This window comes from Dyadobacter tibetensis Y620-1 (assembly GCF_000566685.1).
In the GTDB taxonomy this organism is placed as follows: domain Bacteria; phylum Bacteroidota; class Bacteroidia; order Cytophagales; family Spirosomataceae; genus Dyadobacter; species Dyadobacter tibetensis.
On the sequence record NZ_AZQN01000003.1, the window covers coordinates 419,226 to 444,533 of the forward strand.

Below are 25,308 nucleotides of genomic sequence, written 5' to 3' on the forward strand. Positions count from 1 at the left end.
TTTGAAGATTAAATCATTATAAATTAAAGTAGTATGCATGTTACTTCACCCGTAAGAGAACCACTTGTCCAAGGTGGTAAAACGTATGCAGACGTGACGGAGGACATCTGCCGCCATGTAGAGGGTGCACCAACCAAAGAGTGGAAAATAGCGTTTGGTATTTCATTGCTTGTTTTGGGATATGGTTCATACTGTCTAGCATGGACCTGGTGGGAAGGTCTGGGTGTTTGGGGTTTGAATAAAACAGTTGGCTGGGCATGGGATATCACTAACTTTGTTTGGTGGGTAGGTATTGGTCACGCTGGTACGCTTATCTCGGCTATTCTTTTGCTCTTCCGTCAAAAGTGGAGAACATCCATTAACAGAGCAGCAGAAGCGATGACTATTTTTGCCGTATTGGCCGCTGCTTCTTTTATCCTAATGCACATGGGGCGTCCCTGGATGGCTTACTGGGCCCTTCCTCTACCTAACGCCTTCGGTTCACTTTGGGTTAACTTCAACTCTCCATTGGTGTGGGACGTTTTTGCGATTAGTACTTATTTTTCTGTTTCATTAGTATTCTGGTATATTGGTCTGATCCCGGATCTGGCAACCATTCGCGACCGTGCAACTAGCAAAGTATCCCGTTTGATGTATGGTTTATTTGCCATGGGTTGGGACGGATCGGCTAAGACCTGGTCTCGTTATGAATACATCAGTTTGATTCTTGCAGGTCTGTCTACACCTCTAGTACTTTCTGTACATACCATTGTAAGTATGGACTTTGCCACCTCTGTAATTCCAGGATGGCATACAACGATTTTTCCTCCCTATTTCGTTGCAGGAGCTATTTTCTCAGGATTTGCTATGGTTCAGAATCTGATGTTGATCACCAGAGTTGTTTATCGTCTGGAGGATTATATTACGCTTGAGCATATCGAAACGATGAATAAGGTAATAACACTTACGGGTTCTGTAGTAGGGGTGGCATACATTACCGAATTCTTTATTGCCTGGTATAGTGGCGTGGAATATGAGTATTATGCATTCTTTAACCGTATGACTGGTCCTTACTGGTGGGCATACTGGGCTATGATGACCTGTAACGTTATTTCTCCCCAGTTGTTCTGGTCTAGAAAACTACGTAGAAGCATTACTTTTACCTTCTTTATTTCTGTGATTGTAAACATAGGAATGTGGTTCGAGCGTTTTGTGATTATTGTAACTTCGCTTCACCGCGATTACCTGCCTTCTAGCTGGGCGATGTTCTCTCCCACAATGTATGATATTGGTGACTATTTATTCTCTTTTGGTCTGTTCTTCACCCTATTCCTTTTGTTCTCTAAGTATTTACCGGTAATCAACATGGCCGAAGTAAAAGCAGTCATTCGCTCCACTTCTGCTGAATTACCTAAGAAGATTGCTGGAGTGGCCAAAGTGCGGCACGATCTGAATAATGTTGGTCAGCGGGTTCCTAGCTATGATAAGGACAAAGAATAGTCATATTAATCGAAGCGCATTTAATATAAGTTTGAAATGGCAGAGTTAACAGGTAAATATTTGGTGGGTGTCTACGACGACGATGACACCGTATTGCATGCTGTTCCGAAATTAAGGAAGGCAGGCGTTAAAATTGAAGAAGTCTATTCTCCTTTTCCTATTCACGGAATGGACGAAGCACTTGGACATCCTCGTACCCGCATCGGTATAGCCGCTTTTATGTTTGGTTTGACGGGATGTATTTGCGCCCTAACGCTGATGTGCTGGACTATGGGAGTGGACTGGCCCATGATTATTGGTGGAAAGGATCCTATCTCATTCCCCAACTTTATCCCCATTACTTTCGAGTTGACTGTACTTTTTACGGCATTCGGAATGGTGACTACCTTTTTCATCTCAAATGGAATGGGACCAGGTACACATTTTCATCCCCGTTTCGACCTACGATCGACCGATAATAAATTTATCATGGCCATTAATATGGGGAGCAATGCCATGAGTGAGGATGAGATTTCTAGAGCCCTAAGAGACAGTGGTGCAGAAGAGATTAACATCAAACAATTTTAATGGAGAGTAAGATGAAATTAGGAAATTTATATAAACTAATAGGAGCATCATTAATCATGATGGTTTTCGTTGCCGGTTGTGGCAAGGATCCCCAAAGCCCTGGAAAGGAATATGCTCCGAATATGTATGTGTCGGTAGGTTATGAACCCTTTCGTCAGGTAGAAGCAAACCCTATCAATCCGATGGGCATTAGCATGCGCCTGCCTGTGGCGGGTACAGTGGCTCGCCGCAATTATAATACTGAATTTGGAACGGGCGATTCGGCACGGGTAGATCTGATGGTATATAACCTACATGCCGATAGCATAGATGTAGCAGCCCGAATTTTGAAAAACCCAATTCCGCTGAACGAGAAATCGTTGGCTGAAGGAAAAGTATTATACGATCGTTACTGCCAGCATTGCCATGGCGCTACCGGCGCTGGAGACGGCAAAGTTGGAGATATGTACAAAGGGATTCCTAATTACGCGAGTGATGCTTATAAGAACATGAATGAAGGACATATCTTCCATGTCATCACCTTTGGTAAGGCGCGTATGTGGCCACATGCCTCTCAGGTTACTCCTGAGGAGCGTTGGAAAATTGTACATTATGTGCAGAAGTTGCAGAAAGGATCTTAATAAAATTTTGATAACTGAGAATTAATAATATTTAATAATGGCATCAGCACATTCGATTCCTTCTATTGAAGAACGGTTTGAATTCACCTCAGGGGCTAAGAGAAACTTGATGATTGGAGGAGCTGTCGGCGTGGCACTCGTTCTGGTTGGAGCGTATCTGGCGGCCAATGGTGGTGGCGGACATGAAGTGGCGGCTCACGGAGCCGAAGCGGCATCAGCAGCACATGCTGGCGGTGAACACGCAGCCGCAGCAGCAGAAGGACACCATACTGCTGGATGGGTAAAACGTATTTGGGCCAACCTATGGGTTAATGGCGTTTATTTTACCGGTATCTCTGTAATTGGCCTATTCTTTATTTCCTATAATCACCTGGCACAAGCCGGCTGGTCTGCGGTATTCAAAAGAGTGCCTGAGGCTATGCCTGCATTTTTGCCCTTTACTGGTATCGTTCTTCTATTAACCTTTATTTTCGGTGGGCACGATCTGTTTCACTGGACTCATGAAGGACTTTATGAAGTGGGTGGCCCCGAATATGATCCCATTATTGCCGGTAAACAAGGTTATTTAAATACTCCTTTCTTCATAGGAAGACTCATATTTTACTTTGTTGTATGGTATTGGTTGTGGAAAGTAATCCGTAATCTTTCTCTTCAGGAAGATGAATTGGGTGGAACAGAATTTTATGAAAAATCCATTCGCTTCGGAACCGCTTTCTTGGTGGTTTTCGGGGTAACTTCTTCTACCTCTGCCTGGGACTTTGTTATGTCTATTGACACCCACTGGTTTTCTACCATGTTTGGATGGTATACCCTCGCGAGCTGGCATGTAGCTGGTTTGGCTGTTATTACCCTTACGGTTGTAATGCTTCGTGACCGAGGATACTTACGGGCAGTCAATAAAAGCCATCTCCGTGATTTGGGTAAGTTTGTATTTGCCTTTAGCATTTTCTGGACTTACGTATGGTTTGCCCAATTCCTGCTTATTTACTATGCCAATTTACCAGAAGAAACGATATATTTTATAGAACGTTTCAGTGGACACGATGGTTATTATAAAGCACCATTCTTCATTACATTGTTCTTGAATTTCTTTTTTCCTTTCCTGGTTCTGATGACCCGCGATTCGAAATTTACTCCATCTATTTTGAAGGTGGCTTGCTGGTCTGTGATTATTGGTCACTATATGGACTTTTATACGAATATCATGCCCGGTTCTGTAGGTAGTGAGGCTTCGTTTGGTCCGTTGGAGTGGGGATTTTTCCTTGTGTTTATTTGTGCATTTACTTGGTCAGTTGCCTCGCAACTATCGAAAGCTAATCTGATACCAAGGAATCATCCAATGTTGGAAGAATCTTTACATCACGATATAGCTTAATCGTTATAAACTCTAATTGACATGTATTATATTATCGCATTAGTTGCTTTAGTTTTTGTTGTGCTTACGGGAATCGTTATCGCTCGTTTGCAGAATGTTTTAAAATCGTTTAAGTCTGCCGATACTGATGAGATAAAGCATACTGGAAACCGCTTTAACGGGGCCATGTTCCTCGTCGTTCTTATCGTTGGTGGTGCGGCCGTATTATGGTCTTACTTAGATGCTCGTAGCGAATTCTTGCCCGTAGCTTCTTCTATCCATGGCAGAAGAACAGATGATTTGTTCTGGTTTTCAATGGGTGTACTTACCATCCCCTTTATCTTCGTCAACGTTCTCATTTTCTTCTTCTCCTGGAAGTACCAGTATAAGAAAGGAAATACGGCATCTTTCTATCCGGACAATCATAAACTTGAATTGATCTGGACCATTATTCCTGCTATTGTGATGGCATTGCTAGTATTCACTGGTTGGAGGGCTTGGTCTGATATTACTGGAGATGCACCTCAAGATGCGGAAGTGATTGAAATTACTGGAAAACAGTTTAACTGGATTACCCGTTATAGTGGTGTCAACGATAACCAACTCGGTAATTATGACTATCGCTTAATTGATGCGCAAAATGAAGTGGGTATAGATCTTTCTGATGAGAATTCATTTGATGATTTTATGGGCCCTGCTAGTGCCATTCATATTCCGGTGAACAAACCCGTACTTTTGAAAATTAGAGCTCGGGACGTTTTGCATAGTGTATTTATTCCTCATATGCGTGTGAAAATGGATGCAGTTCCTGGTATGCCTACTAAATTTTGGTTTGTAGCCGATAAAACTACTGCCGATATGCGTGCAGAATTGAACGATCCCAATTTTAACTACGAGCTTGCTTGTACCGAAATTTGCGGAATGGGACACTTTTCTATGGGAACTAAGATTATTGTGGAAGACGAAGCAAGCTACCGGAAATGGTGTGCTGAGCAAGCTACCTTCTTGGCTACTTATCCTGAGTACCTTGCCAAGGTTCCTGATAATCTGAAAGCTAAGGCGATGAAATATGTGCCTGAAGGAAGCGTAACGGCTGCTGCAGATAGTACTACTGCTGGAAGTGTTGGATCGGGAACGAGCAGCCTCCGTTAATTATTAACTACAATAAAACATTTAAAAGATATGTCAGCTATCGTAGGAGCGGAAAGCATTCACGAACATGCGGAAGTACATGAGCACCATCATTCTCAAAACTTCTGGCAGAAATATATTTTTAGTGAAGATCATAAAATGATCGCGAAGCAGTACCTGATCACAGGTATTGTATGGGCCGTTATTGGTATTTCCATGTCAGTAATCTTCCGGATTCAATTGGGGATGCCCGATTCTAATCTGTCCTGGCTTAAACCTATATTGGGTCAATGGATCAGCGATTCTGGAAAATTGGATCCTAACTTTTTCTTAGCCCTGGTTACCATGCATGGTACTATCATGGTATTCTTTGTACTTACGGCGGGATTGAGCGGTACTTTTAGTAACTTCTTAATTCCTCTTCAGATCGGTGCCCGGGATATGGCTTCAGGCTTTATGAACATGCTTTCTTACTGGTTCTTCTTCCTGGCCAGTATCATCATGTTTGCCTCGATATTCCTTCAGACTGGTCCAGCAGCTGGTGGCTGGGTAATTTATCCACCGCTTAGCGCCTTGCCTCAGTCTCACCCAGGTTCTGGAATGGGGATGACGCTTTGGTTGACTAGTATGGCCTTTTTTATCGTCTCTCAGCTTTTGGGGGGTATCAATTATATTACCACGGTTATCAACCTTCGGACCCGGGGTATGTCTTTTGATCGTTTGCCGCTGACTATCTGGGCGTTCTTGATCACTGCCGTTTTAGGACTAATTTCCTTCCCAGTATTGCTATCGTCCGTATTATTGTTGATTATGGACCGTCACTTTGGTACAAGCTTCTACCTTTCTGATATTTATATCAATGGTGAAGCTCTTCCCAATGTTGGTGGTAGCCCGATTTTATTTCAGCATTTATTCTGGTTCTTAGGACACCCTGAAGTGTATATTGTATTATTACCTGGTCTTGGAATTACTTCTGAGGTGATTGCTACCAATGCACGTAAGCCTATCTTTGGTTATCGTGCCATGATTGCTTCTATGCTGGGTATTGCCTTCCTTGCCTTTATTGTTTGGGCTCACCATATGTTCGTAACAGGTATGAATCCTTTCCTAGGATCTGTATTTATGTTCCTTACGTTGATCATTGCAGTGCCTTCAGCAGTAAAAGGCTTTAATTACATCACTACCTTATGGAGAGGTAATATTGTATTTACACCTGGTATGTTATTCTCCATTGGTCTGGTATCTTTGTTTGTTTCCGGTGGTCTGACTGGTATTATTCTTGGTAACAGTGCCTTGGATATTCAATTACACGATACTTATTTCGTAGTGGCGCATTTCCACCTAGTAATGGGTGCTGCTTCAGCTTTTGGACTTTTTGCTGGTGTTTACCACTGGTTCCCGAAGATGTTCGGTCGGATGATGAATCCTACCCTTGGCCAGCTACACTTCTGGATGACTTTTATTGGAATCTATGCCATATTTATTCCAATGCACTATGTTGGTATCGCGGGTTTCCCTCGTCGTTACTATCAGTTCACCAGCTACGATTTCACGCATAAGTTTATGGACATGAACTTGTTCATCACTTCAGCTGCAATATTCTCTTTCACGGCGCAGTTTATTTTCCTTTGGAACTTCTTCTATAGCATTTTTAAAGGTAAGGTTGCTCCACAAAATCCCTGGAAATCTAATACCTTGGAATGGACTACACCAATTATCCCTGGTCATGGTAACTGGGAAGGTGAGATACCAGCTGTTTACCGTTGGTCTTATGACTACAGTAAGCCTGGTGCTAAGGAAGATTTTATTCCTCAAAACATACCCTATTCTCAGACTCTGGAGTCGAATTTCCCTCATGAAAATGAGCTGATTGCTTCCGAGAAAGATATAGAGGCCCAAAATTTTAATGACCAGTTTAAGTCAGCACATTGATTCAAAGGCCATTCGTCGATTGAGACGAATGGCCTTAAATACGATCATTACCCTCTATCTGGTGGTAATGGCCGGAGGAGTGGTGCGAAGTACCGGTGCCGGAATGGGTTGCCCCGATTGGCCCCGATGCTTTGGAACCTGGATTCCTCCAACCGAAGTCTCAGAACTCCCCCATAATTATAAGGAGATTTATGGGGCCAAATTAAAGGGTGAGGTAGAATTCAATCCCGTGAAGACGTGGATAGAATATATAAACCGGTTATTAGGAGTGCTGACAGGTTTTATGATCTTTCTGACACTTCTATCTACATTGCCTTTCTGGAATATCAGACGGCAATTGGTATGGCTAGGATTAAGTGGATTTCTACTGGTAGCATTCCAGGGCTGGTTAGGCTCGAAGGTGGTAAGCTTTGAATTGCATCCGGTGATGGTGACCCTACATATGTTCGTGGCTATTATCATCGTAGGAATTCTGACTCATCTCTATTTTATTGCCAGCCGGATGTTTAAGGGTGTAGTGTTCCCGGCGGCTCCAAAAATATCCAAAATCGGCATACTGGTTTTGATATTGACTTTAGTTCAGGTAATGCTGGGTACGCAGGTACGAGAGAATATTGACGAAGTGGTAAGAATGCTAGGATATGATGCTCGTCAGAGCTGGATTGATGAGCTTGATTTCCGATTTTATATACATCGTTCTTTCTCAATTGTGGTGTTAGGTGCCAACCTCTATTGGTTTTATTTGATCAAAAAAAATATGCTCGTTTATTCGACTGTTGGAAATTTGATTAAAGGGTGCGTGGTTATTTTAGGCCTAGAAACGATGACAGGTATAATTATGGCATACTTTGGGGTTCCAGCATTTGCTCAACCTCTACATTTGACCATGGGCATACTGCTGATGGGATTACAGTATATCGTTTTCTTAAGAACTAGGCCTTCTAAGGATTTTATAGGAGGAACTGAAAAAGTATCATAATGACATCAATAAATAATAGTGTTTTAAGTGTTCATAACCCGAAGGCGAGTATCGGAATTCTTTTCGAATTATTGAAATTTCGTTTGGCGTCTCTTATTGCCTTTTCTGGGGCTATGGGTTACTGCCTGGGTACTTCAAGGGTCGACTTTGTGCAGCTTGTGGCTTTTGTAGTTGCATCTATTGCTATCACTGGATCGGCCAATATTATCAATCAAATCCTGGAGAAAGATTTGGATAAATTGATGAAGCGTACAGCCTCCCGGCCATTGGCCAATGGCCGGATCAGTGTGGATCAGGCCATTGTTTGGTGTGTTGTTTTAGGGATTGGATCCCTGGCTATTTTCGCTTTTATGTTTAATATTAGTACCGCGTTGATATCTCTGTTATCTCTGGTACTATATGGCTTTGTATACACGCCGCTCAAACGGGTAGGTCCTATAGCCGTTTTTGTAGGAGCCATTCCAGGTGCTTTTCCTCCATTAATTGGATGGGTGGCCGCTACCAATCAATTTGGTCTGGAGCCTGGAATCTTATTTGCAATTCAGTTTTTTTGGCAGTTTCCCCATTTCTGGGCAATCGCCTGGGTTTTAGACGAAGATTATAAACGTGCGGGCTTTAAACTTTTACCTGCTAACGGACTTAAAGACACGGATACTACCTTGCAGATTATGATTTATACTGTTTTTCTGATTCCGATAGGTTGGCTTCCTTATGAGTTGGGAATGACAGGACTTAATTCGGCCTTAATTGCCACTCTATTTGGCGTTTTATTTTTGGCCCAGACTTTCCACCTCATGCGAACTTGCACCGATAAAACAGCAAAGCAACTCATGTTCGGATCGTTTTTATATTTACCTATCGTTCAGATAGCATTTTTGTTGGATAAATTGTGATTGATTAATTTTGTGTAGTTATGGAGAATGTTCAGCAGTTAAATATTAAGGAGGAACCCGAGGAAACCCTTTCGATGGATCCTGTGAAATTTATATTATGGTTATTTTTGGTAACCATTGTCATGCTTTTCGCCTCTCAGTCCAGTGCTTACCTCGTACGCCGGGCAGAAGGGAATTGGCTTGAGTTTCAAATGCCTACTATTTTCTGGTACAGTACAGGTGTATTGCTTCTGAGTAGTGTTAGCATGCACTGGGCTTATATCATGGCAAAAAAAGATCAGTTCAACCAATTGAAGCTGGCAATTTCTATTACTTTTGCGCTGGGATTAATATTCCTGGCCATGCAGTTTGAAGGCTGGAAAAATCTGGTGGACATGAACGTGTATTTCGTGGGTAACCCGTCGGGATCGTTTTTCTATGTGTTTACTGGTTTACACGGTTTCCATATTATCAGTGGCCTTTTGGTGCTTATCTTTGCTATGATAGCCGCTTTTAGATTGAAAGTAAGTGCAAAAAATATGCGTCAGATTCAGATCTGTGTGACATACTGGCACTTTTTAGATTTACTTTGGGTATACCTATTTGTTTTTTTATTGACCTTTAATTGATTATTTTTTACCAATGGCTTCAAATGTAACAACACCTGGCGCGGTAGAACCCAAATTTTGGATGGGTGGAATTGAGCCCATGAAAGCGAGTTATGGAAAATTGATGATGTGGTTTTTCCTCATCTCAGATACCTTTACCTTTTCAGCTCTTCTGGTAGCCTATGGATATCAGCGCTTTAGTTTTCCTGCCTACTCTGGTGAAGTAGCTGACTTTGTTAACTCTAACTTATATTGGCCAATTCCTGAAAAGGTATATGCGGCTGTGCCTTTCTTGCATGGCATGTACCTTCCTCTGGTTTTTGTAGGGATTATGACTTTTATCTTGATTGCCAGTAGTGTTACCATGGTTTTGGCAGTGGAAGCTGGTCATCGAATGGATCGTGCCAATGTTGAAAAATACATGTTGTGGACAATTTTGGGTGGTTTCACCTTCTTAGGTTGCCAAGCTTGGGAGTGGGCTCACTTTATTCATGGTACCGATAATGGTACGTTAATGACCATTATGGAAAATGGAAAAATGGTAGAGAAAACTGTCTTTGGAGCCAACCTGACCGTGAATGAATACGGTCCTGCCGCTTTTGCTGACTTTTTCTTCTTTATTACCGGATTCCATGGTACTCACGTTTTTAGTGGTGTTATTCTGAATATTCTGATTTTCTTCAGAGCCGCTACTGGTTTCTATGACCGTCGTGGAAGTTATGAAATGGTTGAGAAGGTCGGTCTTTACTGGCACTTTGTCGACTTGGTATGGGTATTCGTATTTACCTTCTTCTATCTGGTTTAATCTTCAAAAAGACCTTTAATTATATATCATTATGGCAGACGCGCATCATATTCAAAATACCGATCCCAATGCAGGGGCCGAGCAAAGAAAGGCCATTTGGAAAACCTTCTGGATTTTATTGATTCTAACGGCTCTTGAATTCTTAATTGCTTTTACGGTGCCTCATGGTACTTTAAAAATCACGATCTTTATCGTGATGACCATTGTAAAGGCATTTTATATTGTGGGTGAGTTTATGCACTTAAAGCACGAAACCAAATCTTTGATTTGGAGTATACTCGTTCCTATTGTATTTGTGGCCTGGCTTATTCTGGCCTTGCTTCTAGAAGGGAACGCTGTTTTTGATGCCATTTTTGGATAAAAATTCAGTATGAAAAAATATACTAAAGCCGGGTTGCTGATCCTAACATTAGCAATACCGGCTTTAATCTTTATTTTCCTGAAAGGTTTTACTACCAATCATTTCGAGTTGCCGTATTTAAATCCGGCACGCGATACCCTCGGTAAGGTAATAATGAAGGGAAATGATACGGTTTTTACTCGCAGAAAAGAGATTGTACTTGTAAATGCAGATAGCAGCCTTAACCGGATCGAGTTGGGTGGTAGCATTACTGTAATAGGTTTCCTGCCTGCCAACTGTAATGATCGTTGTGTGCGGTATTTAGAGTACCTGTCGAGAATTGCCAAATTGAATAGCGCCGTACCGAACCTAAGGCTAGTAACACTCACAGATGGTCTGGAATTAAAGACCATTGGGCAATCGTATGGAATGGGTTCCAATACCTGGCAGGCTCATCTTATCTCTTTAGAGAAAGGAAATAATGCTTTAGCCTCTGAACTGAATATTTACAAAAGTGCTGACGGATCTAAAACGAACTTTTCTTTTTCCAGGTTGTTTTTGATAGACACAGAAGGCTATACACGTGGCTATTTCGATTTGAGTGATACCGAGGAGTTGGACCGACTTTTGGCGGAAATCAGAATATTAGATTATCAATTAAAGCATCGCAATATTTAAAATCATGGCAGGAAGAGTTATTGAAGATAAGCCACTGTATAGAAATGTCATTAGTGTTTTAGCCATAGTGGTCCCCATTACCGTGGCATTTTTGCTGGGTATTCGTCAAAAAGTCGATCTGGGTAGCTGGACTAAGTCGCTGCCACATGTAATAGGGGTAATTAACTCCCTTACAGCAGTTTGCCTTCTTGTAGGCTATTTTTATATAAAGAAAGGTAATATCGAGGGGCACCGGAAGGCAATGACTTCGGCATTTTTGCTGGGATCTGTATTTCTGGTATGTTATATCCTCTACCATGTTTCCAATGACTCTACACCCTATGGGGGAGAAGGGTTGCTAAGGCCAATATATTTCTTTTTGCTTATTTCGCATATTGTATTGTCCATAGTTGTTGTTTGGTTTGTACTTCGGGCAATTTACTTCGGCTATACACGGCAGCTGGACGATCATAGAAAAGCTGTTAAATGGGGGCTTCCCATATGGTTATATGTTAGTATCAGTGGTGTTGTCGTTTATCTAATGATTAGTCCTTATTATACATGAAAAAAATACTAGTTATTCTCTCAGTGATGCTTCTGGTCCTTTTAGTTGGCCACGAAGGCTACGCCCAATGTGCCATGTGCAGGGGTTCGGTTGAAAGTTCTATAGGAAACGGACGTAATAACGTAGGCATTGGCCTCAATACGGGCATTATGTTTTTGTTCGTGACACCCTATCTTATCGTTGCCGTTATAGCCTATTTATGGGTGAAGAAAAGTAAAAAGTTTAAAGCGGAACAACGTGCCCTTGCATTATCCCGAATGGGGTAAGAGTTTTGGGCATCAAAAAAAGCGGAACCTGGTGGTTTCGCTTTTTTTGATTTAGCATTACTCCCAAAGCGGGTAATGCTCCAGCTGAATTTGCTCTCCAAAAAAGGTTTTCGTCGACTCTTCGAAGGATCGAGTGTAGTCTGACACATAGAATTGTCGATGACCCATCCCCTTCTCATTCTGTAAATAATGTTGTTCTAGCCAGGCTTTTAAAGATTTGGCCACAATTTCTGAGCTATCCAGAATTTCCACCTTACCTTGGTAAAATGAGGCTATCTCCGGCTTGATGAGCGGATAATGTGTGCAACCTAAAATTAAAGCCTCAATATCATCGAGTGAGCTGTCGGCCAGATAAGCTTCTATGATTTTTTCGCTGATGCTATGGTCGAAGAATCCCTCTTCGATCATCGGTGCTAAAAGCGGGGTAGCCAGGGATTTCAATTTGATATGACGATCTAGGTCCATTATCTTTTTCTTATAAACATTGGACATAACAGTTTGCTTGGTTCCTATCAGACCAATCGTTTTTCCGGGATAGTGCTCTTTAACATAGTCCACAACCGGATCGATCACATTCATCACCTGGGCTTTGCTACCTACATAAGCTTTAACCAGTTCGAATGCTGCTGCAGAGGCCGAGTTACAAGCTATTAAAATGAGCTTGCACTCTTTCTGTAATAACAGGTTACATATCTTGATGGCATAGGATTGAATGGCAGCGGTGGACTTATCACCGTAAGGAAGGTGCGCGGTGTCACCAAAGTAGATGGTATTCTCTAAAGGGAGGAGTTTAGTGACTGCACTGGCCACAGTCATGCCGCCAATTCCACTGTCAAAGATTCCAATCGGTGCTGCCGAATTAAGCATAGCCTTCGCATTTAATGGTTATATTGATATTTTAATGGCTAAGCTAAATGAAGAAAATCATATATTTCTAATTTTTAAAAAAAAGTAATGTAGGCATGCAACCTTGTCATGACATTCCAGCATCTTAACGGTGAAATCAATATCTAGCAATGGGTCGAATTTTAGCCTTTTTCAATCAAGACAAGCATCTAGTCAGTGCACTCAGGCAGGGAAATGCCAAAGCGCAAAGGCAAGTGTATGACCGATATGCACCAAATATGTTAAGTATTTGTGTCCGTTATATAGGCGATCGTATGCAGGCGGAGGATGTTATGATAGAAGGGTTAACCAAGGTCTTTAGTAAAATAGATCAGTTTAATGGAGAAGGTAGTCTCGAAGGTTGGATACGACGTATCATAGTTAACGAGGCCCTGGGATATCTCCGTAAGCAGAAAAGAGGAATGGAGGAATCCCTGCACCTTAATGCCGAATACTACGCCGATGGAGTTGCGGCCGATGCGGATATGGAAGCTGAATCGCTGCTGAGTTTCATTCAGGAACTGCCCACGGGGTATCGTACGGTTTTTAACTTATATGCCATAGAAGGTTATAGCCATAAAGAAATATCAGAGTTGCTGGATATATCGGAGAGTACATCAAAGTCTCAGCTACATCGAGCCCGGCAATTATTGCAAAAAAGATTATCTATACTAGATCAAGAAATGTATAAACTAACGAATCATGATAAAGCGTCCGATTGATGATATATTCAGAGATAGACTAAAAAATCATCGTATAGAGCCTTCTGAAGAGGCCTGGAATAAATTGTCGGGGAATACGACCAAATCCAATAGCAAACGAATGGGCTTCTATTGGTACGTTGCAGCTTCCCTCTTAATAGGAGGAGTGCTGATTTATCAGAATGTTCGGTGGGGAACATCCCAATACAGGACTGAACGTTCTATAGGTGTGAACCTGCCTGAGGAAGTTAAGGCGGTGGCAGCTATAGATAACCGTGTAACATCTCCCGAAATGGAACCTAACCTAAGCAGAGCGTCTTCTTCGGAACCTGTGAAGACCGACCCTCGGCCCCAGGCTATAGCCTCCACTGTAGCTCCGCCGAGGAAGCTGATAAAGGCCGCAAGCCAGGATGTTACATTGACCAAAACGAATAAAACGGAAGTAGATAACTATGAGCAGGCTCAGCCGGAGATGCGGGAACGCTCGGCGGTACCCTCTCCAATAGAAAAAGAAAAGGCAGAAGTACTCTTGGCTCAAATCCCCGTTTCGCCATCAGCGACCGAGCAGGAGAGTAGGGTTATCATTGTGAAAGTAGAGGAGCCTGAGGGCATGAGCAACGAAAAATCGGGGAAATTTTCACGCTTATTTCAGCAGCTTAAAAATGTCAAGTCCGGAGACCCTGTAGACTGGGACGAGGTAGGTATCAACCCTAAGGCACTTTTAGTACGGGTCGATGAACGCTTAACCGGAGCGGATAGCGGCAATCCAACCCGCAGCAGACGTAATAAACCAGTCGAATAGGGACAGTAGACTGATATCTCAAGAAGAATTAAATTTTGAAAAACCACTAAAAATAACAACTATGAACCGCATTTCAATTTTGATATGGACACTTATCCTAATGGGTAGTGCTGCTATGGCTAGTATTCCAGGATATCCCTTGAACCCCATTAATCGCGACTCTATTGTGATTACCATCGGGAATAAAACCAAACTTGTCATACTAGGTGAGAACCAAAAGGAGTTGGAAAAACTGTTACAGTATGATTTGAATGCACTGTTAATGGATCTTAAAATAAGACTGGATAGCAGTAAAACGGATGGGAGCATTATCGTGGAAGACTTTAACGGGAGTCAGTATCTGAAAGAATCGGACGGTAAAGGGGGAGATTACGTAAGGGTTGACATCAATGGTGTACATATCAAATCGGATAGGGGTGCAGTTGCCGTGGAATCGGAAGAAGAAGAAGAAAAAGAAAATGGTGACTGGACAGACCATATGAATAAGGGACGTCACTTCTATAAAAAAGTAAAGGGATCCAGTCCTCGGAAAGGATTCGATATTTCTCTGGGTTTCAATACCTATTCCAAAAACGAGTTAACACCTGGGTATACCAAAAGCGACTATGCCCTACGACCCTTCGGTTCGCGCTATGTGAAACTAGGCTACATAGCGAGCGGCCAATTGGTAAAATCGGAGAAGGTGGGTTTATTTCTCGATTTAGGAGCAGATTTTTCCTGGAATAACCTAATGTTTGAAAGTGATAAAACCATCATTAAAGGCGATGATCAGGTTCGTTACCAATCCGTCATCGATCAGAATGGGGCAGCTGTTGAACTTAAAAAGAGCAAGCAGGTTTTACCTTATCTGAATGTTTCACTTATGCCTACATTATCTTTTTCTAATACTCTGGTCTCTTATGTCAGTGCAGGCGTGTATGGTGGATACCGTTTAGGAGGTTATACCAAGGTACGTCAGGAAGGAACCAAAGATGTAGACAAGGTGCGGGCCGATTATTTCGTGAATGATTTGCGATACGGTATATCGGCCGAAGTGGGCATCCGAAACTTCCTGAATTTATTTGTTCAGTACGATATCAATGATGTCTTTAAGGCGGACCATGGTCCTGCTGTTCGAATGATAAATTTTGGAATCAAATTATAGTAGTATAAATATTTGTGAATCAATGTGATAATGGTCATATCAACGTTTTAAGAAAAAAAAGTTTAAATTTTTTTCTTAAAACTGTTTGACAATATGAAAATTCAACCTAATTTTGCAGCTCCAAAAGTGAGACAAGAGGTTTTCACGGTTGTGTTGAAATATTGAAAAAGGGGGTGTACCAGAGTGGCCAAATGGGGCAGACTGTAAATCTGCTGGTGTATGCCTACGGTGGTTCGAATCCATCCGCCCCCACAGTATATGCAAGCTTTAAGATTAGTTATACCAGTATCTAGTCATTGCATGTTACGATTGCGGAAGTAGCTCAGCTGGTAGAGCGATAGCCTTCCAAGCTATAGGTCGCGAGTTCGAACCTCGTCTTCCGCTCAATTTTAAAAGCACCGTCAAGCGATCAGCGAAAACATTCAATTCGAACCCTTTCGCTGATCGCTTTTGGTTGTTAAGGATAGCTGTCCTGGATTCAGGGTTTATCTGGTAGGTGTCTTTTGCTGATAGTGTTGCCAGAGTTTTTTGTTCAGGCTCCAGTGCAGAAAGATCCCAAAAGTGGGATTTTAAAGAACTTGATATATTGCCGTTGTAGCTCAGGGTGGTCCGTCGTACGGTAGAGCACTTCCTTGGTAAGGAAATGTTTTATTCAGGATTCGATTCCCAGGCTCCAGTGCAGAAAGATCCCAAAAGTGGGATTTTAAAGAACTTGATATATTGCCGTTGTAGCTCAGGGGTAGAGCACTTCCTTGGTAAGGAAGAGGTCAGGGGTTCAAATCCCCTCAATGGCTCATAAAAAATTTTGATTCCGATAGGGTCCAGTAAGTCCAAAGCGACTAGTCCCTATGTTGAGTCATTATATAGTGTTTAATAAATTCGTAATAACTTAATTTTAGCGTACTTAAGACATGGCAAAAGAGACGTTTGACCGCTCGAAACCCCACGTAAATATTGGTACTATCGGGCACGTTGACCACGGTAAAACTACCTTGACAGCGGCAATTACTACTGTATTGGCTAATCTAGGGTTGTCACAGAAACGTGATTTCTCTTCTATTGACAATGCACCTGAGGAAAAAGAGCGTGGTATTACCATTAATACATCACACGTAGAATACCAGACAGCAAATCGTCACTACGCACACGTTGACTGTCCAGGTCACGCGGATTATGTGAAGAACATGGTTACTGGTGCTGCGCAGATGGATGGAGCGATTATCGTGGTTGCGGCTACAGATGGTCCTATGCCACAGACTCGTGAGCACATTCTTTTGGCTCGTCAGGTAGGTGTACCTCAACTTGTTGTATTCATGAATAAAGTGGATATGGTTGATGACCCTGAGCTTCTTGAGCTTGTAGAAATGGAAATTCGTGAGCTATTGAGCTTCTACGAATATGATGGCGACAACATTCCTGTGATCCAAGGATCTGCCCTAGGTGGATTGAACGGAGAAGAGAAATGGGTTAAAACCATCGTGGATTTGATGGATGCTGTAGATAGCTACATTCCAATTCCTCCACGTATGACAGACCTTCCATTCTTGATGCCTGTTGAAGACGTATTCTCGATCACTGGTCGTGGTACTGTTGCAACTGGTCGTATCGAGCGTGGTGTGATTAACTCTGGAGATCCTGTAGATATCCTAGGTATGGGAGCTGAGAACTTGAAATCTACCGTAACAGGTGTGGAGATGTTCCGTAAGATCCTTGACCGTGGAGAAGCTGGTGACAACGTTGGTTTGTTGCTACGTGGTATTAACAAAGAGGATATCCGTCGTGGAATGGTAATCTGTAAGCCAGGTTCTGTGAAGCCTCATGCTGAGTTCAAAGGCGAGGTTTACGTACTTTCGAAAGAAGAAGGTGGACGTCACACTCCTTTCTTTAACAAGTATCGCCCACAGTTCTACTTCCGTACTACGGACGTAACAGGTGAAATTACTCTTCCAGAAGGAGTTGAGATGGTTATGCCTGGTGATAACATCACCATCAATGTAAAGTTGATCAACAAAATTGCTATGGAAAAAGGTCTTCGTTTCGCGATTCGTGAAGGTGGACGTACCGTAGGTGCTGGTCAGGTTACAGAGATTGCTGACTAATTCAAGATAAATAATTGAAAAACAAGTGCATTTCCTCTGAGGTGCACTTGTTTTTTATAAGATATGTAAGTATCTTTGCAGCCCGAAACAATCGGATTGCGTCAAAATACGGGTGTAGTTCAAGGGTAGAATAGCGGTCTCCAAAACCGTTGATGGGAGTTCGAATCTCTCCACCCGTGCCAAAAAGTAAATAGGAAACATGGAAAAATTTACTTCGTTTATAAAAGCATCGTGGGAAGAAATCACCCAGCATGTGACGTGGCCTGGCTTCAAGGAGCTTCAGTCTAACACCACATTGGTGCTTGTAGGATCTCTTATTTTTGCCTTCGTGGTAGGCGTGATGGATCTTGTTTTTGAGAACGCCCTCAAACTGTTTTATCAGTCTTTTTAAAGGCTATTATTAAAGACAATCCCCCCAGTACGGTATGAGTGGTCTAAATTGGTTTGTATTAAGAGCTGTGTCAGGGCAGGAGAAGAAGATCAAGTCCTACATAGAAAATGAAATTTCACGTCAGAACTTAACGGAACATGTTCCTCAAATTCTTATTCCTTCGGAGAAGATTTATGAGATGCGTAACGGAAAGAAGCGGGTTCGTGAAAAGAATTTTTTTCCTGGATACATCATTATTTCGGCCGATCTTTCAAAAGGGGAGGTACTACACATTATCACCAGCATTCCAGGGGTAATTGGATTTCTGGGTAATTCAGAAGGCAATTCCAAGGTTCCGGTGCCCTTGCGCCAGTCAGAAATCAACCGCATCTTAGGGAAGTTCGAAGAGGCCGATCAGGAAGAAGAAGCACCAAGCTTGTCCTTCTTGCAAGGTGAAACGGTTCAGGTGGTCGACGGTCCTTTCAGTGGCTTTATCGGCGTGGTTGAAGAGGTGTTCGATGAGAAAAAGAAACTCAATGTAGTTGTAAAAATATTCGGGCGTAATACACCCGTAGAACTTAGTTACGCACAAGTAGAAAAGGATAGTTGAGCGAATTAGCGGGCAGGGTAAGCTTCCACTTGCATGATACCGTTAACCATTCAATGAACCGACAAATTCCAAAACAATGGCAAAAGAAATAAGTGGATACGTCAAACTACAGGTAAAGGGTGGCCAAGCCAATCCTTCTCCTCCAATTGGACCTGCATTAGGTGCCAAGGGTTTGAATATCATGGAGTTTTGCAAGCAATTCAATGGCCGTACCCAGGATAAAATGGGTGTGGTATTGCCGGTAGTTATTACATACTATAAGGATAAGTCTTTTGACTTCGTCATTAAGACCCCCCCGGCCGCAATTTTGCTTCTAGATGCATCAAAAGTAAAATCTGGTTCGGCTCAGCCTAACCGTGTAAAAGTTGGTTCCGTATCATGGGATCAGGTGCGCACGATTGCTGAAACAAAGATGCCGGATCTTAACTGTTTTACAATTGATTCAGCGATGAAAATGATTGCGGGAACGGCTCGTAGTATGGGTATTACTGTAGCAGGCAAAGCCCCGTGGGAAGAAAACAACTAAGCGTATAATTTGCGCTAAAGAAAAAAAGACATGGGAAAACTGACCAAAAAGCAAAAAGAAGCTCTTTCGAAATTCGACGCAGAACAAGCTTATTCGCTTGAACAAGCAGCGGATGTACTGAAGACGATTTCCTATACTAAATTTGATTCTTCTGTAGATATCGACGTTCGTTTGGGCGTAGATCCTCGGAAAGCAGATCAGATGGTGCGTGGTGTGGTAACACTCCCCCACGGTACTGGTAAAAACGTTCGTGTACTTGTTTTGTGTACTCCTGATAAGGAGGAAGAAGCGAAAGAAGCCGGAGCAGAATATGTAGGTCTTGACGAATATATCCAAAAGATAGAGCAAGGCTGGACCGACATTGACGTGATCATCACTATGCCTAGTGTAATGGCAAAGGTGGGTAGGTTAGGTAAGGTATTAGGTCCTCGTGGATTGATGCCAAATCCTAAATCGGGTACTGTTACACCTGAAGTTGGTAAAGCGGTAAAAGAAGTAAAAGCTGGTAAAATCGACTTTAAAGTCGACAAAACAGGAATTATTCATGCAAGTGTTGGAAAGGTTTCTTTTGGAACCGAGCAACTTGCACAGAACGCACAAGAAGTACTCAATACGTTAATTCGTTTGAAGCCTTCTTCAGCCAAAGGTACCTATGTAAAGAGCATTCACTTGTCTAGCACGATGAGCCCGGGTGTTACTATTGATAAAAACACGATTCCAGGATTATAATATGACACGGGAAGAGAAATCATTAATTATTGACGAACTGAGTCAGAAATTCTCGAACACGCCATACTTTTACATTACTTCTGCGGCAGGAATGTCTGTAGGTGAGGTAAATGTCCTTCGGGGCCTATGCTTCGAGAAAGGTATCGAGTATCGCGTAGTAAAGAACACCCTGATTAAGAAAGCGCTAGAAACATTAGAAACAGATTATACCCCCTTCGATGCAGAAGTGTTGAAAGGATTCTCTGGGATAATGTTTCACCCGGAGTCAGGTAAAGTTCCTGCACAGCTGATCAAAGAATTCAAGAAGAAAACAGGTTCGGATAAACTCAAGTTCAAAGGAGCTTCTGTAGATTCCTCAGTTTTCGTTGGCGAAGCCCAGCTTGAAGTCCTTACCACCCTGAAATCAAAGCAGGAATTGGTTGGAGATGTGATCGCATTGTTGCAATCGCCTGCTAAAAATGTTATCGGTGCCCTTTCGAGTGGCGGTAGCAAATTGGCTGGTATCATCAAGACTTTGTCTGAGAAAGAAGACTAATATCATTAGAAACCGGGTTGAGCTCCCCGGGGTTTATTTAAACAGAGCTCTTTTTTAATCATTCTATTGTATAATCACAAAATCAAAAATAAAAATGGCAGATTTGAAAGCTTTCGCGGAACAGCTTGTTAACCTAACGGTTAAAGAAGTGAACGAATTGGCTACAATTCTTAAGGACGAGTACGGCATTGAACCAGCAGCAGCTGGTGCAGTGATGATGGCAGGTCCTGCTGGTGGTGCTGGTGAAGGCGCTGCTGTAGAAGAAAAATCATCTTTTGATGTTATCTTGAAGTCAGCCGGTGCTGGTAAACTTGCAGTTGTAAAATTAGTGAAAGACCTTACTGGCCTTGGCTTGAAAGAAGCTAAAGAACTAGTTGACGGTGCTCCTAAGGCCGTTAAAGAAGGAGTTGCTAAAGACGAAGCGGAAGCTTTGAAAAAACAACTTGAAGAAGCTGGTGCTGAAGTAGAGGTTAAGTAATTGACACTACAGGTTTCAATACCTTCGATATAACCGAGAATAGGCCTGGCTTTCAGTCAGGTCTATTCTTATTTGCATTTTAAAATTTGGCCTCTCTCTTCTTGGTCCAAATAAATCCCATTGGCGTTCAGGCCCTAGTATCGTAGCCTGTGCTGCCTTTCTTCCAAGATTGGTCGATCCGAGACACTTCTTTACTCGTAGAAAAGAAGCATAGGGATGACCCATCATTAGTTCTCTACGAGGCAATACGATTGCGGTTTTAAACTAATTTGCACAACGGCGTGTTGTATATTGCTACCTCTACGCTTTGTTTTTTGTTCTGTTAACCCAAATCAAACATAGCCTTGGCTACACAAATAATACCCAGAAAAAAATTTTCCAGAATCAATCCGATTCTCGATTATCCAGACCTTTTAGGAATTCAGGTTCAATCTTTCCGCGATTTCTTTAGCCTTGACACTTCTGTCGAAGACCGTTCAGGCGAGGGATTGTACAAAGTTTTTGCCGAAAACTTCCCCATTGCTGACTCTCGCGATAACTTCGTTTTGGAGTTTATCGACTACCTTCTTGAGCCACCTAAGTATTCCGTCGATGAGTCTATTGACCGTGGACTTACTTATGCTGTGCCTCTAAAGGCTAAGTTACGACTGATCTGTAACGACGCCGATCATGAAGAATTCGAGACCATCGAACAGGAAGTTTTCCTAGGAAATATTCCTTATATGACCGAGCGTGGATCCTTCGTGATCAATGGTGCTGAACGCGTTATCGTTTCTCAGCTTCACCGCTCCCCGGGTGTGTTCTTCTCTATGAGTAAGCATACCAACGGTTCTAAACTTTATTCTGCTCGTATCATACCTTTTAAAGGTTCATGGATCGAGTTCTCTACCGATGTAAATAACGTGATGTACGCTTACATCGATCGGAAGAAAAAATTCCCTGTAACTACCCTGTTGCGGGCTATTGGTTTTGGTTCCGATAAAGATATACTTGACTTATTCGGTCTATCAGAAGAAATTACCGCTACGCCTAGCAATCTTAAGAAAGCAGTGGGGCGCCGGTTGGCAGCGCGGGTATTACGTACCTGGACTGAAGATTTCGTAGATGAAGATACTGGAGAAGTAGTATCGATTCAGAGAAACGAAGTGCTTCTGGAGCGTGATTCTACCATCCAGCCCGAAGATATTGAGATTATCGTTGAATCGGGTCAGAAATCTGTCATCCTGCATAAGGAAGACATGAATGTGGCCGATTATAATATTATCTATAATACGCTGCAAAAGGATAGCTCCAACTCCGATAAGGAAGCTGTTGAGCAGATATATCGTCAATTACGTAACGCAGAGGCTCCAGATGAGCAAACTGCACGTGATGTAATTCAAAGCCTATTCTTTAGCGACAAACGCTATGACCTAGGGGATGTAGGTCGGTACCGTATCAACAAGAAATTGGGTTCTGATACCAGCCTGGATGTTCGGGTGTTGACCACTGGAGATATTGTCTCTATTGTGAAATACCTGATTGGACTGATCAACGCCAAAGCCGTTGTCGATGATATTGATCACCTTTCCAACCGTCGTGTTCGTACGGTAGGCGAGCAGCTTTACGCTCAGTTTGGTGTTGGTTTGGCACGTATGGCACGTACCATCAAAGAAAGAATGAATGTTCGGGATAATGAGGACTTCAAGCCTGTCGATCTGATCAATGCCCGTACTCTATCGTCGGTGATTAACTCATTCTTTGGTACCAACCAGCTTTCGCAGTTTATGGATCAGACCAACCCTTTGGCTGAAATTACCCATAAACGTCGTATGTCCGCACTTGGACCGGGTGGTCTTTCTCGAGAAAGAGCCGGTTTTGAGGTACGTGACGTTCACTATACCCATTACGGACGACTGTGTACGATTGAGACTCCTGAAGGTCCTAATATTGGACTGATTTCTTCCCTATGTGTATTTGCAAAAGTAAATGGCATGGGCTTTATCGAAACTCCCTACCGGGTTATCGATGGGTCAGGTAAGTTGACTAAGGAGTTGATTTATATGACTGCCGAAGAAGAAGATTCTAAATATATTGCCCAGGCTAATGCTTCGGTCGATGCAGAAGGGAACTTTACGGTAGAAAAAATTAAAACCCGTTTTGAAGGGGACTTCCCCATGGTTGATCCAGCCCAAGCTTCCTATATGGACGTTGCGGCTAACCAGATCGTTTCGGTAGCAGCCTCTTTGATTCCTTTCTTGGAGCACGATGATGCGAACCGGGCCTTGATGGGATCTAATATGCAGCGCCAAGGTGTTCCTTTGTTACGTCCTCAGGCTCCTATTGTAGGGACCGGCCTGGAGAAGCGCGTAGCGATGGATTCCCGTGCTTTGGTGGTAGCAGAAGGAGATGGGGAAATTGAATTCGTAGATGCGACCAAGATCGTTGTGAAGTACGACCGTACTGACGCCGATCGTCTGGTAAGCTTCATTGATGATAGCGTTTCATACAGCCTTGTGAAGTTCCGTCGCACCAACCAGGATACTTGTTTGAACTTACAACCGATGGTGTTGAAGGGGCAGAAAGTGAAGAAGGGTGATCCGCTTTGTCAGGGATACGGTACCGAAGGCGGTGAACTTGCCTTGGGTCGTAACTTACTTGTGGCCTTCATGCCTTGGCAGGGATATAACTTTGAGGATGCGATTGTGATTTCTGAGAAGGTGGTTCGTGACGATATTTTCACATCGATCCATATTGAAGAATTTGAACTGGAAGTTCGTGATACCAAACGTGGAGAAGAAGAATTAACGGCGGAGATTCCTAACGTGAGTGAGGAAACCGTTAAAAATCTTGACGAAAATGGTATCGTACAAGTGGGTACTGAAATCAAAGAAGGGGATATTTTGATTGGTAAAATCACCCCGAAAGGAGAATCGGATCCTACTCCTGAAGAGAAGTTGTTGCGGGCCATCTTTGGAGACAAAGCGGGCGATGTGAAAGATGCTTCCAAAAAGGCACCTCCTTCGATGAAGGGCGTGGTTATCGATACCAAATTGTTCTCTCGTCCTACCAAGGAGGAGCGTGCTAAGCATAAGGACGAGCTCCGTCTGTTAATGAAAAAATATGGTCGTGATCTTACTGCACTTCGTGGCCGTGTAATTGAAAAGTTGGTACAACTTGTAGACGGTGCTACAAGCCAAGGAGTGAAGCATAAGTTTGGCGATGAGCTGATTAGCCAGGGCATGAAGTTCAATGTGAGAAATATCTCTGAGAACTTATTCCCAGCCAACAACCCATACCGTGATGAGAGCCAATATGCCGTAGCCGAAGAGGTAAACCTTATTGGTGATGTATTGACTGATAACTGGACGGAAGATCCGCAGGTAAATCAGCAAGTATCCTTGGTATTGAAAAATTACCTAAATGCTCGTAGTGAATTGATGGGACGCTTTAAGCGTGATCGCTTCGCTCTTGAAGTAGGTGATGAACTCCCTGCAGGAATCGTAAAACTTGCGAAAGTCTACGTGGCTAAGAAACGTAAGCTGAAAGTAGGGGATAAGATGGCGGGTCGTCACGGAAACAAGGGGGTAGTTGCCCGTATTGTTCGCGATGAAGATATGCCATTCCTGGAAGATGGAACGCCGGTGAACATCGTGTTGAACCCACTAGGGGTACCTTCTCGTATGAACATCGGACAGATCTATGAAACCATTCTTGCCTGGGCCGGTCTTAAGCTGGGTCGTCGCTATGCGACACCAATTTTTGATGGTGCTACCGAAGAGGAGGTTGCGGCTGAACTTGCTGAGGCTGGACTGCCAGAATGGGGACGTACTTATCTGTACAACGGTTTGACCGGTGATAAATTCGATCAGCCTGTTACGGTAGGTCTGATGTACATGATGAAACTTGGTCACTTAGTAGACGACAAAATGCACGCCCGTTCTATTGGGCCCTACTCGCTCATTACGCAGCAGCCGTTGGGTGGTAAGGCACAGTTTGGAGGTCAGCGTTTTGGAGAAATGGAAGTGTGGGCGCTCGAAGCATTCGGTGCATCCCATATCCTTCAGGAAATTCTTACCGTAAAATCCGATGATGTAGTAGGCCGCGCCAAAGCATACGAAGCCATCGTGAAAGGAGAGAACCTTCCGAAACCCAATATTCCGGAGTCATTCAACGTACTGGTTCACGAACTTCGTGGATTGGCATTGGAGATTACACTGGACTAATTTTTAGTCGTGGCGCCGAAAGGCGCCAAGAAATGAAATCTATTTGAGT

At 42.9% G+C, this 25,308-nt stretch carries 26 protein-coding genes and 4 tRNA genes; 29 read left to right on the forward strand and 1 reads right to left on the reverse strand.

What is annotated here, in order from left to right:
• Window positions 1-33 precede the first annotated feature (33 nt).
• Genes nrfD through X939_RS0108845 form a run of 14 tightly spaced genes read left to right on the forward strand, consistent with a single transcriptional unit; the run spans window position 34 to window position 12,175 of the window.
• Window positions 34-1,479 (forward strand): NrfD/PsrC family molybdoenzyme membrane anchor subunit, encoded by a 1,446-nt coding sequence (gene nrfD, locus X939_RS0108780; protein ID WP_025762889.1) that lies wholly within the window; start codon window positions 34-36, stop codon window positions 1,477-1,479.
• Window positions 1,480-1,515: 36 nt separating this feature from the next.
• Complete coding sequence (locus tag X939_RS0108785; protein WP_025762890.1) at window positions 1,516-2,046, forward strand: DUF3341 domain-containing protein; 531 nt, start codon at window positions 1,516-1,518, stop codon at window positions 2,044-2,046.
• An 11-nt stretch (window positions 2,047-2,057) separates the two neighbouring features.
• Window positions 2,058-2,666: a c-type cytochrome gene (locus X939_RS0108790; protein WP_025762891.1), complete on the forward strand. Its 609-nt coding sequence runs from the start codon at window positions 2,058-2,060 to the stop codon at window positions 2,664-2,666.
• Between the two features lie 37 nt (window positions 2,667-2,703).
• The gene (locus X939_RS0108795) at window positions 2,704-4,041 is read left to right on the forward strand and encodes a hypothetical protein (protein WP_025762892.1); all 1,338 of its coding nucleotides are present in this window, start codon (window positions 2,704-2,706) and stop codon (window positions 4,039-4,041) included.
• Between the two features lie 21 nt (window positions 4,042-4,062).
• A complete protein-coding gene (locus X939_RS0108800) occupies window positions 4,063-5,172 on the forward strand; it encodes a cytochrome c oxidase subunit II (protein ID WP_025762893.1) in 1,110 nt (369 codons plus the stop codon).
• A gap of 30 nt (window positions 5,173-5,202) precedes the next feature.
• The gene (locus X939_RS0108805; RefSeq protein WP_025762894.1) at window positions 5,203-7,083 is read left to right on the forward strand and encodes a cytochrome c oxidase subunit I; all 1,881 of its coding nucleotides are present in this window, start codon (window positions 5,203-5,205) and stop codon (window positions 7,081-7,083) included.
• Window positions 7,058-8,062, forward strand: coding sequence for a COX15/CtaA family protein (locus tag X939_RS0108810; protein ID WP_025762895.1), 1,005 nt, complete (start codon window positions 7,058-7,060; stop codon window positions 8,060-8,062). Before X939_RS0108805 ends, X939_RS0108810 begins: the two co-directional genes overlap by 26 nt.
• Window positions 8,062-8,955 (forward strand): heme o synthase, encoded by an 894-nt coding sequence (gene cyoE, locus X939_RS0108815; RefSeq protein ID WP_044198850.1) that lies wholly within the window; start codon window positions 8,062-8,064, stop codon window positions 8,953-8,955. Before X939_RS0108810 ends, cyoE begins: the two co-directional genes overlap by 1 nt.
• Before the next feature lie 20 nt (window positions 8,956-8,975).
• Window positions 8,976-9,563, forward strand: coding sequence for a cytochrome c oxidase subunit 3 (locus X939_RS0108820; RefSeq protein WP_025762897.1), 588 nt, complete (start codon window positions 8,976-8,978; stop codon window positions 9,561-9,563).
• Between the two features lie 13 nt (window positions 9,564-9,576).
• Window positions 9,577-10,347, forward strand: a complete 771-nt coding sequence (locus tag X939_RS0108825; protein WP_025762898.1) for a cytochrome c oxidase subunit 3 — start codon at window positions 9,577-9,579, stop codon at window positions 10,345-10,347.
• 31 nt (window positions 10,348-10,378) lie between these two features.
• Window positions 10,379-10,708, forward strand: coding sequence for a cytochrome C oxidase subunit IV family protein (locus X939_RS0108830; protein WP_025762899.1), 330 nt, complete (start codon window positions 10,379-10,381; stop codon window positions 10,706-10,708).
• A 9-nt stretch (window positions 10,709-10,717) separates the two neighbouring features.
• Window positions 10,718-11,365, forward strand: coding sequence for a hypothetical protein (locus X939_RS0108835; protein WP_025762900.1), 648 nt, complete (start codon window positions 10,718-10,720; stop codon window positions 11,363-11,365).
• Window positions 11,366-11,369: 4 nt separating this feature from the next.
• Complete coding sequence (locus tag X939_RS0108840; RefSeq protein ID WP_025762901.1) at window positions 11,370-11,909, forward strand: DUF420 domain-containing protein; 540 nt, start codon at window positions 11,370-11,372, stop codon at window positions 11,907-11,909.
• A complete protein-coding gene (locus X939_RS0108845; RefSeq protein ID WP_025762902.1) occupies window positions 11,906-12,175 on the forward strand; it encodes a CAMCR motif-containing small membrane protein in 270 nt (89 codons plus the stop codon). The genes X939_RS0108840 and X939_RS0108845 overlap by 4 nt, the downstream gene beginning before the upstream one ends.
• A gap of 57 nt (window positions 12,176-12,232) precedes the next feature.
• Here the strand turns inward: X939_RS0108845 and murI are convergent, their stop codons facing one another.
• Window positions 12,233-13,042 (reverse strand): glutamate racemase, encoded by an 810-nt coding sequence (murI, locus tag X939_RS0108850; protein WP_025762903.1) that lies wholly within the window; start codon window positions 13,040-13,042, stop codon window positions 12,233-12,235.
• Window positions 13,043-13,191: 149 nt separating this feature from the next.
• Between murI and X939_RS0108855 the strand changes: the two genes are divergently transcribed.
• From X939_RS0108855 to rpoB, 15 genes are all read left to right on the forward strand, one after another.
• On the forward strand, window positions 13,192-13,782 hold the full coding sequence (locus X939_RS0108855; protein ID WP_025762904.1) for an RNA polymerase sigma factor: 591 nt from the start codon (window positions 13,192-13,194) through the stop codon (window positions 13,780-13,782).
• Entirely contained in the window at window positions 13,763-14,563 is an 801-nt protein-coding gene (locus X939_RS0108860) for a hypothetical protein (RefSeq protein ID WP_025762905.1), read from the forward strand. Before X939_RS0108855 ends, X939_RS0108860 begins: the two co-directional genes overlap by 20 nt.
• Before the next feature lie 61 nt (window positions 14,564-14,624).
• Window positions 14,625-15,707 (forward strand): outer membrane beta-barrel protein, encoded by a 1,083-nt coding sequence (locus X939_RS0108865; RefSeq protein WP_025762906.1) that lies wholly within the window; start codon window positions 14,625-14,627, stop codon window positions 15,705-15,707.
• 169 nt (window positions 15,708-15,876) lie between these two features.
• Window positions 15,877-15,959 (forward strand) — tRNA-Tyr (locus tag X939_RS0108870).
• Window positions 15,960-16,018: 59 nt separating this feature from the next.
• Window positions 16,019-16,091, forward strand: a tRNA-Gly gene (locus tag X939_RS0108875).
• 338 nt (window positions 16,092-16,429) lie between these two features.
• Window positions 16,430-16,501 (forward strand) — tRNA-Thr (locus X939_RS0108880).
• A 117-nt stretch (window positions 16,502-16,618) separates the two neighbouring features.
• Window positions 16,619-17,806, forward strand: coding sequence for an elongation factor Tu (gene tuf / locus X939_RS0108885; RefSeq protein ID WP_025762907.1), 1,188 nt, complete (start codon window positions 16,619-16,621; stop codon window positions 17,804-17,806).
• Window positions 17,807-17,914: 108 nt separating this feature from the next.
• A tRNA-Trp gene (locus X939_RS0108890) sits at window positions 17,915-17,988 on the forward strand.
• A gap of 17 nt (window positions 17,989-18,005) precedes the next feature.
• A complete protein-coding gene (secE, locus tag X939_RS0108895; RefSeq protein WP_025762908.1) occupies window positions 18,006-18,197 on the forward strand; it encodes a preprotein translocase subunit SecE in 192 nt (63 codons plus the stop codon).
• Window positions 18,198-18,231: 34 nt separating this feature from the next.
• Complete coding sequence (gene nusG, locus X939_RS0108900) at window positions 18,232-18,786, forward strand: transcription termination/antitermination protein NusG (protein WP_025762909.1); 555 nt, start codon at window positions 18,232-18,234, stop codon at window positions 18,784-18,786.
• 76 nt (window positions 18,787-18,862) lie between these two features.
• Window positions 18,863-19,312, forward strand: coding sequence for a 50S ribosomal protein L11 (gene rplK / locus X939_RS0108905; protein ID WP_025762910.1), 450 nt, complete (start codon window positions 18,863-18,865; stop codon window positions 19,310-19,312).
• Window positions 19,313-19,342: 30 nt separating this feature from the next.
• Window positions 19,343-20,041 carry a 50S ribosomal protein L1 gene (gene rplA / locus X939_RS0108910; RefSeq protein ID WP_025762911.1) on the forward strand — a complete coding sequence of 233 codons (699 nt, stop codon included), beginning with the start codon at window positions 19,343-19,345 and terminating at the stop codon, window positions 20,039-20,041.
• A gap of 1 nt (window position 20,042) precedes the next feature.
• Window positions 20,043-20,576: a 50S ribosomal protein L10 gene (gene rplJ, locus X939_RS0108915; RefSeq protein ID WP_025762912.1), complete on the forward strand. Its 534-nt coding sequence runs from the start codon at window positions 20,043-20,045 to the stop codon at window positions 20,574-20,576.
• A gap of 94 nt (window positions 20,577-20,670) precedes the next feature.
• Window positions 20,671-21,054, forward strand: coding sequence for a 50S ribosomal protein L7/L12 (rplL, locus tag X939_RS0108920; RefSeq protein WP_025762913.1), 384 nt, complete (start codon window positions 20,671-20,673; stop codon window positions 21,052-21,054).
• Between the two features lie 344 nt (window positions 21,055-21,398).
• The gene (gene rpoB / locus X939_RS0108925) at window positions 21,399-25,259 is read left to right on the forward strand and encodes a DNA-directed RNA polymerase subunit beta (protein ID WP_374754296.1); all 3,861 of its coding nucleotides are present in this window, start codon (window positions 21,399-21,401) and stop codon (window positions 25,257-25,259) included.
• The last annotated feature ends 49 nt before the right edge of the window (window positions 25,260-25,308 follow it).

Coding starts and splice junctions, on each gene's coding strand:
- nrfD (WP_025762889.1), top strand. CDS start 34: ATGCATGTTACTTCACCCGTAAGAGAACCACTTGTCCAAGGTGGTAAA.
- X939_RS0108785 (WP_025762890.1), top strand. CDS start 1,516: ATGGCAGAGTTAACAGGTAAATATTTGGTGGGTGTCTACGACGACGAT.
- X939_RS0108790 (WP_025762891.1), top strand. CDS start 2,058: ATGAAATTAGGAAATTTATATAAACTAATAGGAGCATCATTAATCATG.
- X939_RS0108795 (WP_025762892.1), top strand. CDS start 2,704: ATGGCATCAGCACATTCGATTCCTTCTATTGAAGAACGGTTTGAATTC.
- X939_RS0108800 (WP_025762893.1), top strand. CDS start 4,063: ATGTATTATATTATCGCATTAGTTGCTTTAGTTTTTGTTGTGCTTACG.
- X939_RS0108805 (WP_025762894.1), top strand. CDS start 5,203: ATGTCAGCTATCGTAGGAGCGGAAAGCATTCACGAACATGCGGAAGTA.
- X939_RS0108810 (WP_025762895.1), top strand. CDS start 7,058: ATGACCAGTTTAAGTCAGCACATTGATTCAAAGGCCATTCGTCGATTG.
- cyoE (WP_044198850.1), top strand. CDS start 8,062: ATGACATCAATAAATAATAGTGTTTTAAGTGTTCATAACCCGAAGGCG.
- X939_RS0108820 (WP_025762897.1), top strand. CDS start 8,976: ATGGAGAATGTTCAGCAGTTAAATATTAAGGAGGAACCCGAGGAAACC.
- X939_RS0108825 (WP_025762898.1), top strand. CDS start 9,577: ATGGCTTCAAATGTAACAACACCTGGCGCGGTAGAACCCAAATTTTGG.
- X939_RS0108830 (WP_025762899.1), top strand. CDS start 10,379: ATGGCAGACGCGCATCATATTCAAAATACCGATCCCAATGCAGGGGCC.
- X939_RS0108835 (WP_025762900.1), top strand. CDS start 10,718: ATGAAAAAATATACTAAAGCCGGGTTGCTGATCCTAACATTAGCAATA.
- X939_RS0108840 (WP_025762901.1), top strand. CDS start 11,370: ATGGCAGGAAGAGTTATTGAAGATAAGCCACTGTATAGAAATGTCATT.
- X939_RS0108845 (WP_025762902.1), top strand. CDS start 11,906: ATGAAAAAAATACTAGTTATTCTCTCAGTGATGCTTCTGGTCCTTTTA.
- murI (WP_025762903.1), bottom strand. CDS start 13,042: ATGCTTAATTCGGCAGCACCGATTGGAATCTTTGACAGTGGAATTGGC.
- X939_RS0108855 (WP_025762904.1), top strand. CDS start 13,192: ATGGGTCGAATTTTAGCCTTTTTCAATCAAGACAAGCATCTAGTCAGT.
- X939_RS0108860 (WP_025762905.1), top strand. CDS start 13,763: ATGATAAAGCGTCCGATTGATGATATATTCAGAGATAGACTAAAAAAT.
- X939_RS0108865 (WP_025762906.1), top strand. CDS start 14,625: ATGAACCGCATTTCAATTTTGATATGGACACTTATCCTAATGGGTAGT.
- tuf (WP_025762907.1), top strand. CDS start 16,619: ATGGCAAAAGAGACGTTTGACCGCTCGAAACCCCACGTAAATATTGGT.
- secE (WP_025762908.1), top strand. CDS start 18,006: ATGGAAAAATTTACTTCGTTTATAAAAGCATCGTGGGAAGAAATCACC.
- nusG (WP_025762909.1), top strand. CDS start 18,232: ATGAGTGGTCTAAATTGGTTTGTATTAAGAGCTGTGTCAGGGCAGGAG.
- rplK (WP_025762910.1), top strand. CDS start 18,863: ATGGCAAAAGAAATAAGTGGATACGTCAAACTACAGGTAAAGGGTGGC.
- rplA (WP_025762911.1), top strand. CDS start 19,343: ATGGGAAAACTGACCAAAAAGCAAAAAGAAGCTCTTTCGAAATTCGAC.
- rplJ (WP_025762912.1), top strand. CDS start 20,043: ATGACACGGGAAGAGAAATCATTAATTATTGACGAACTGAGTCAGAAA.
- rplL (WP_025762913.1), top strand. CDS start 20,671: ATGGCAGATTTGAAAGCTTTCGCGGAACAGCTTGTTAACCTAACGGTT.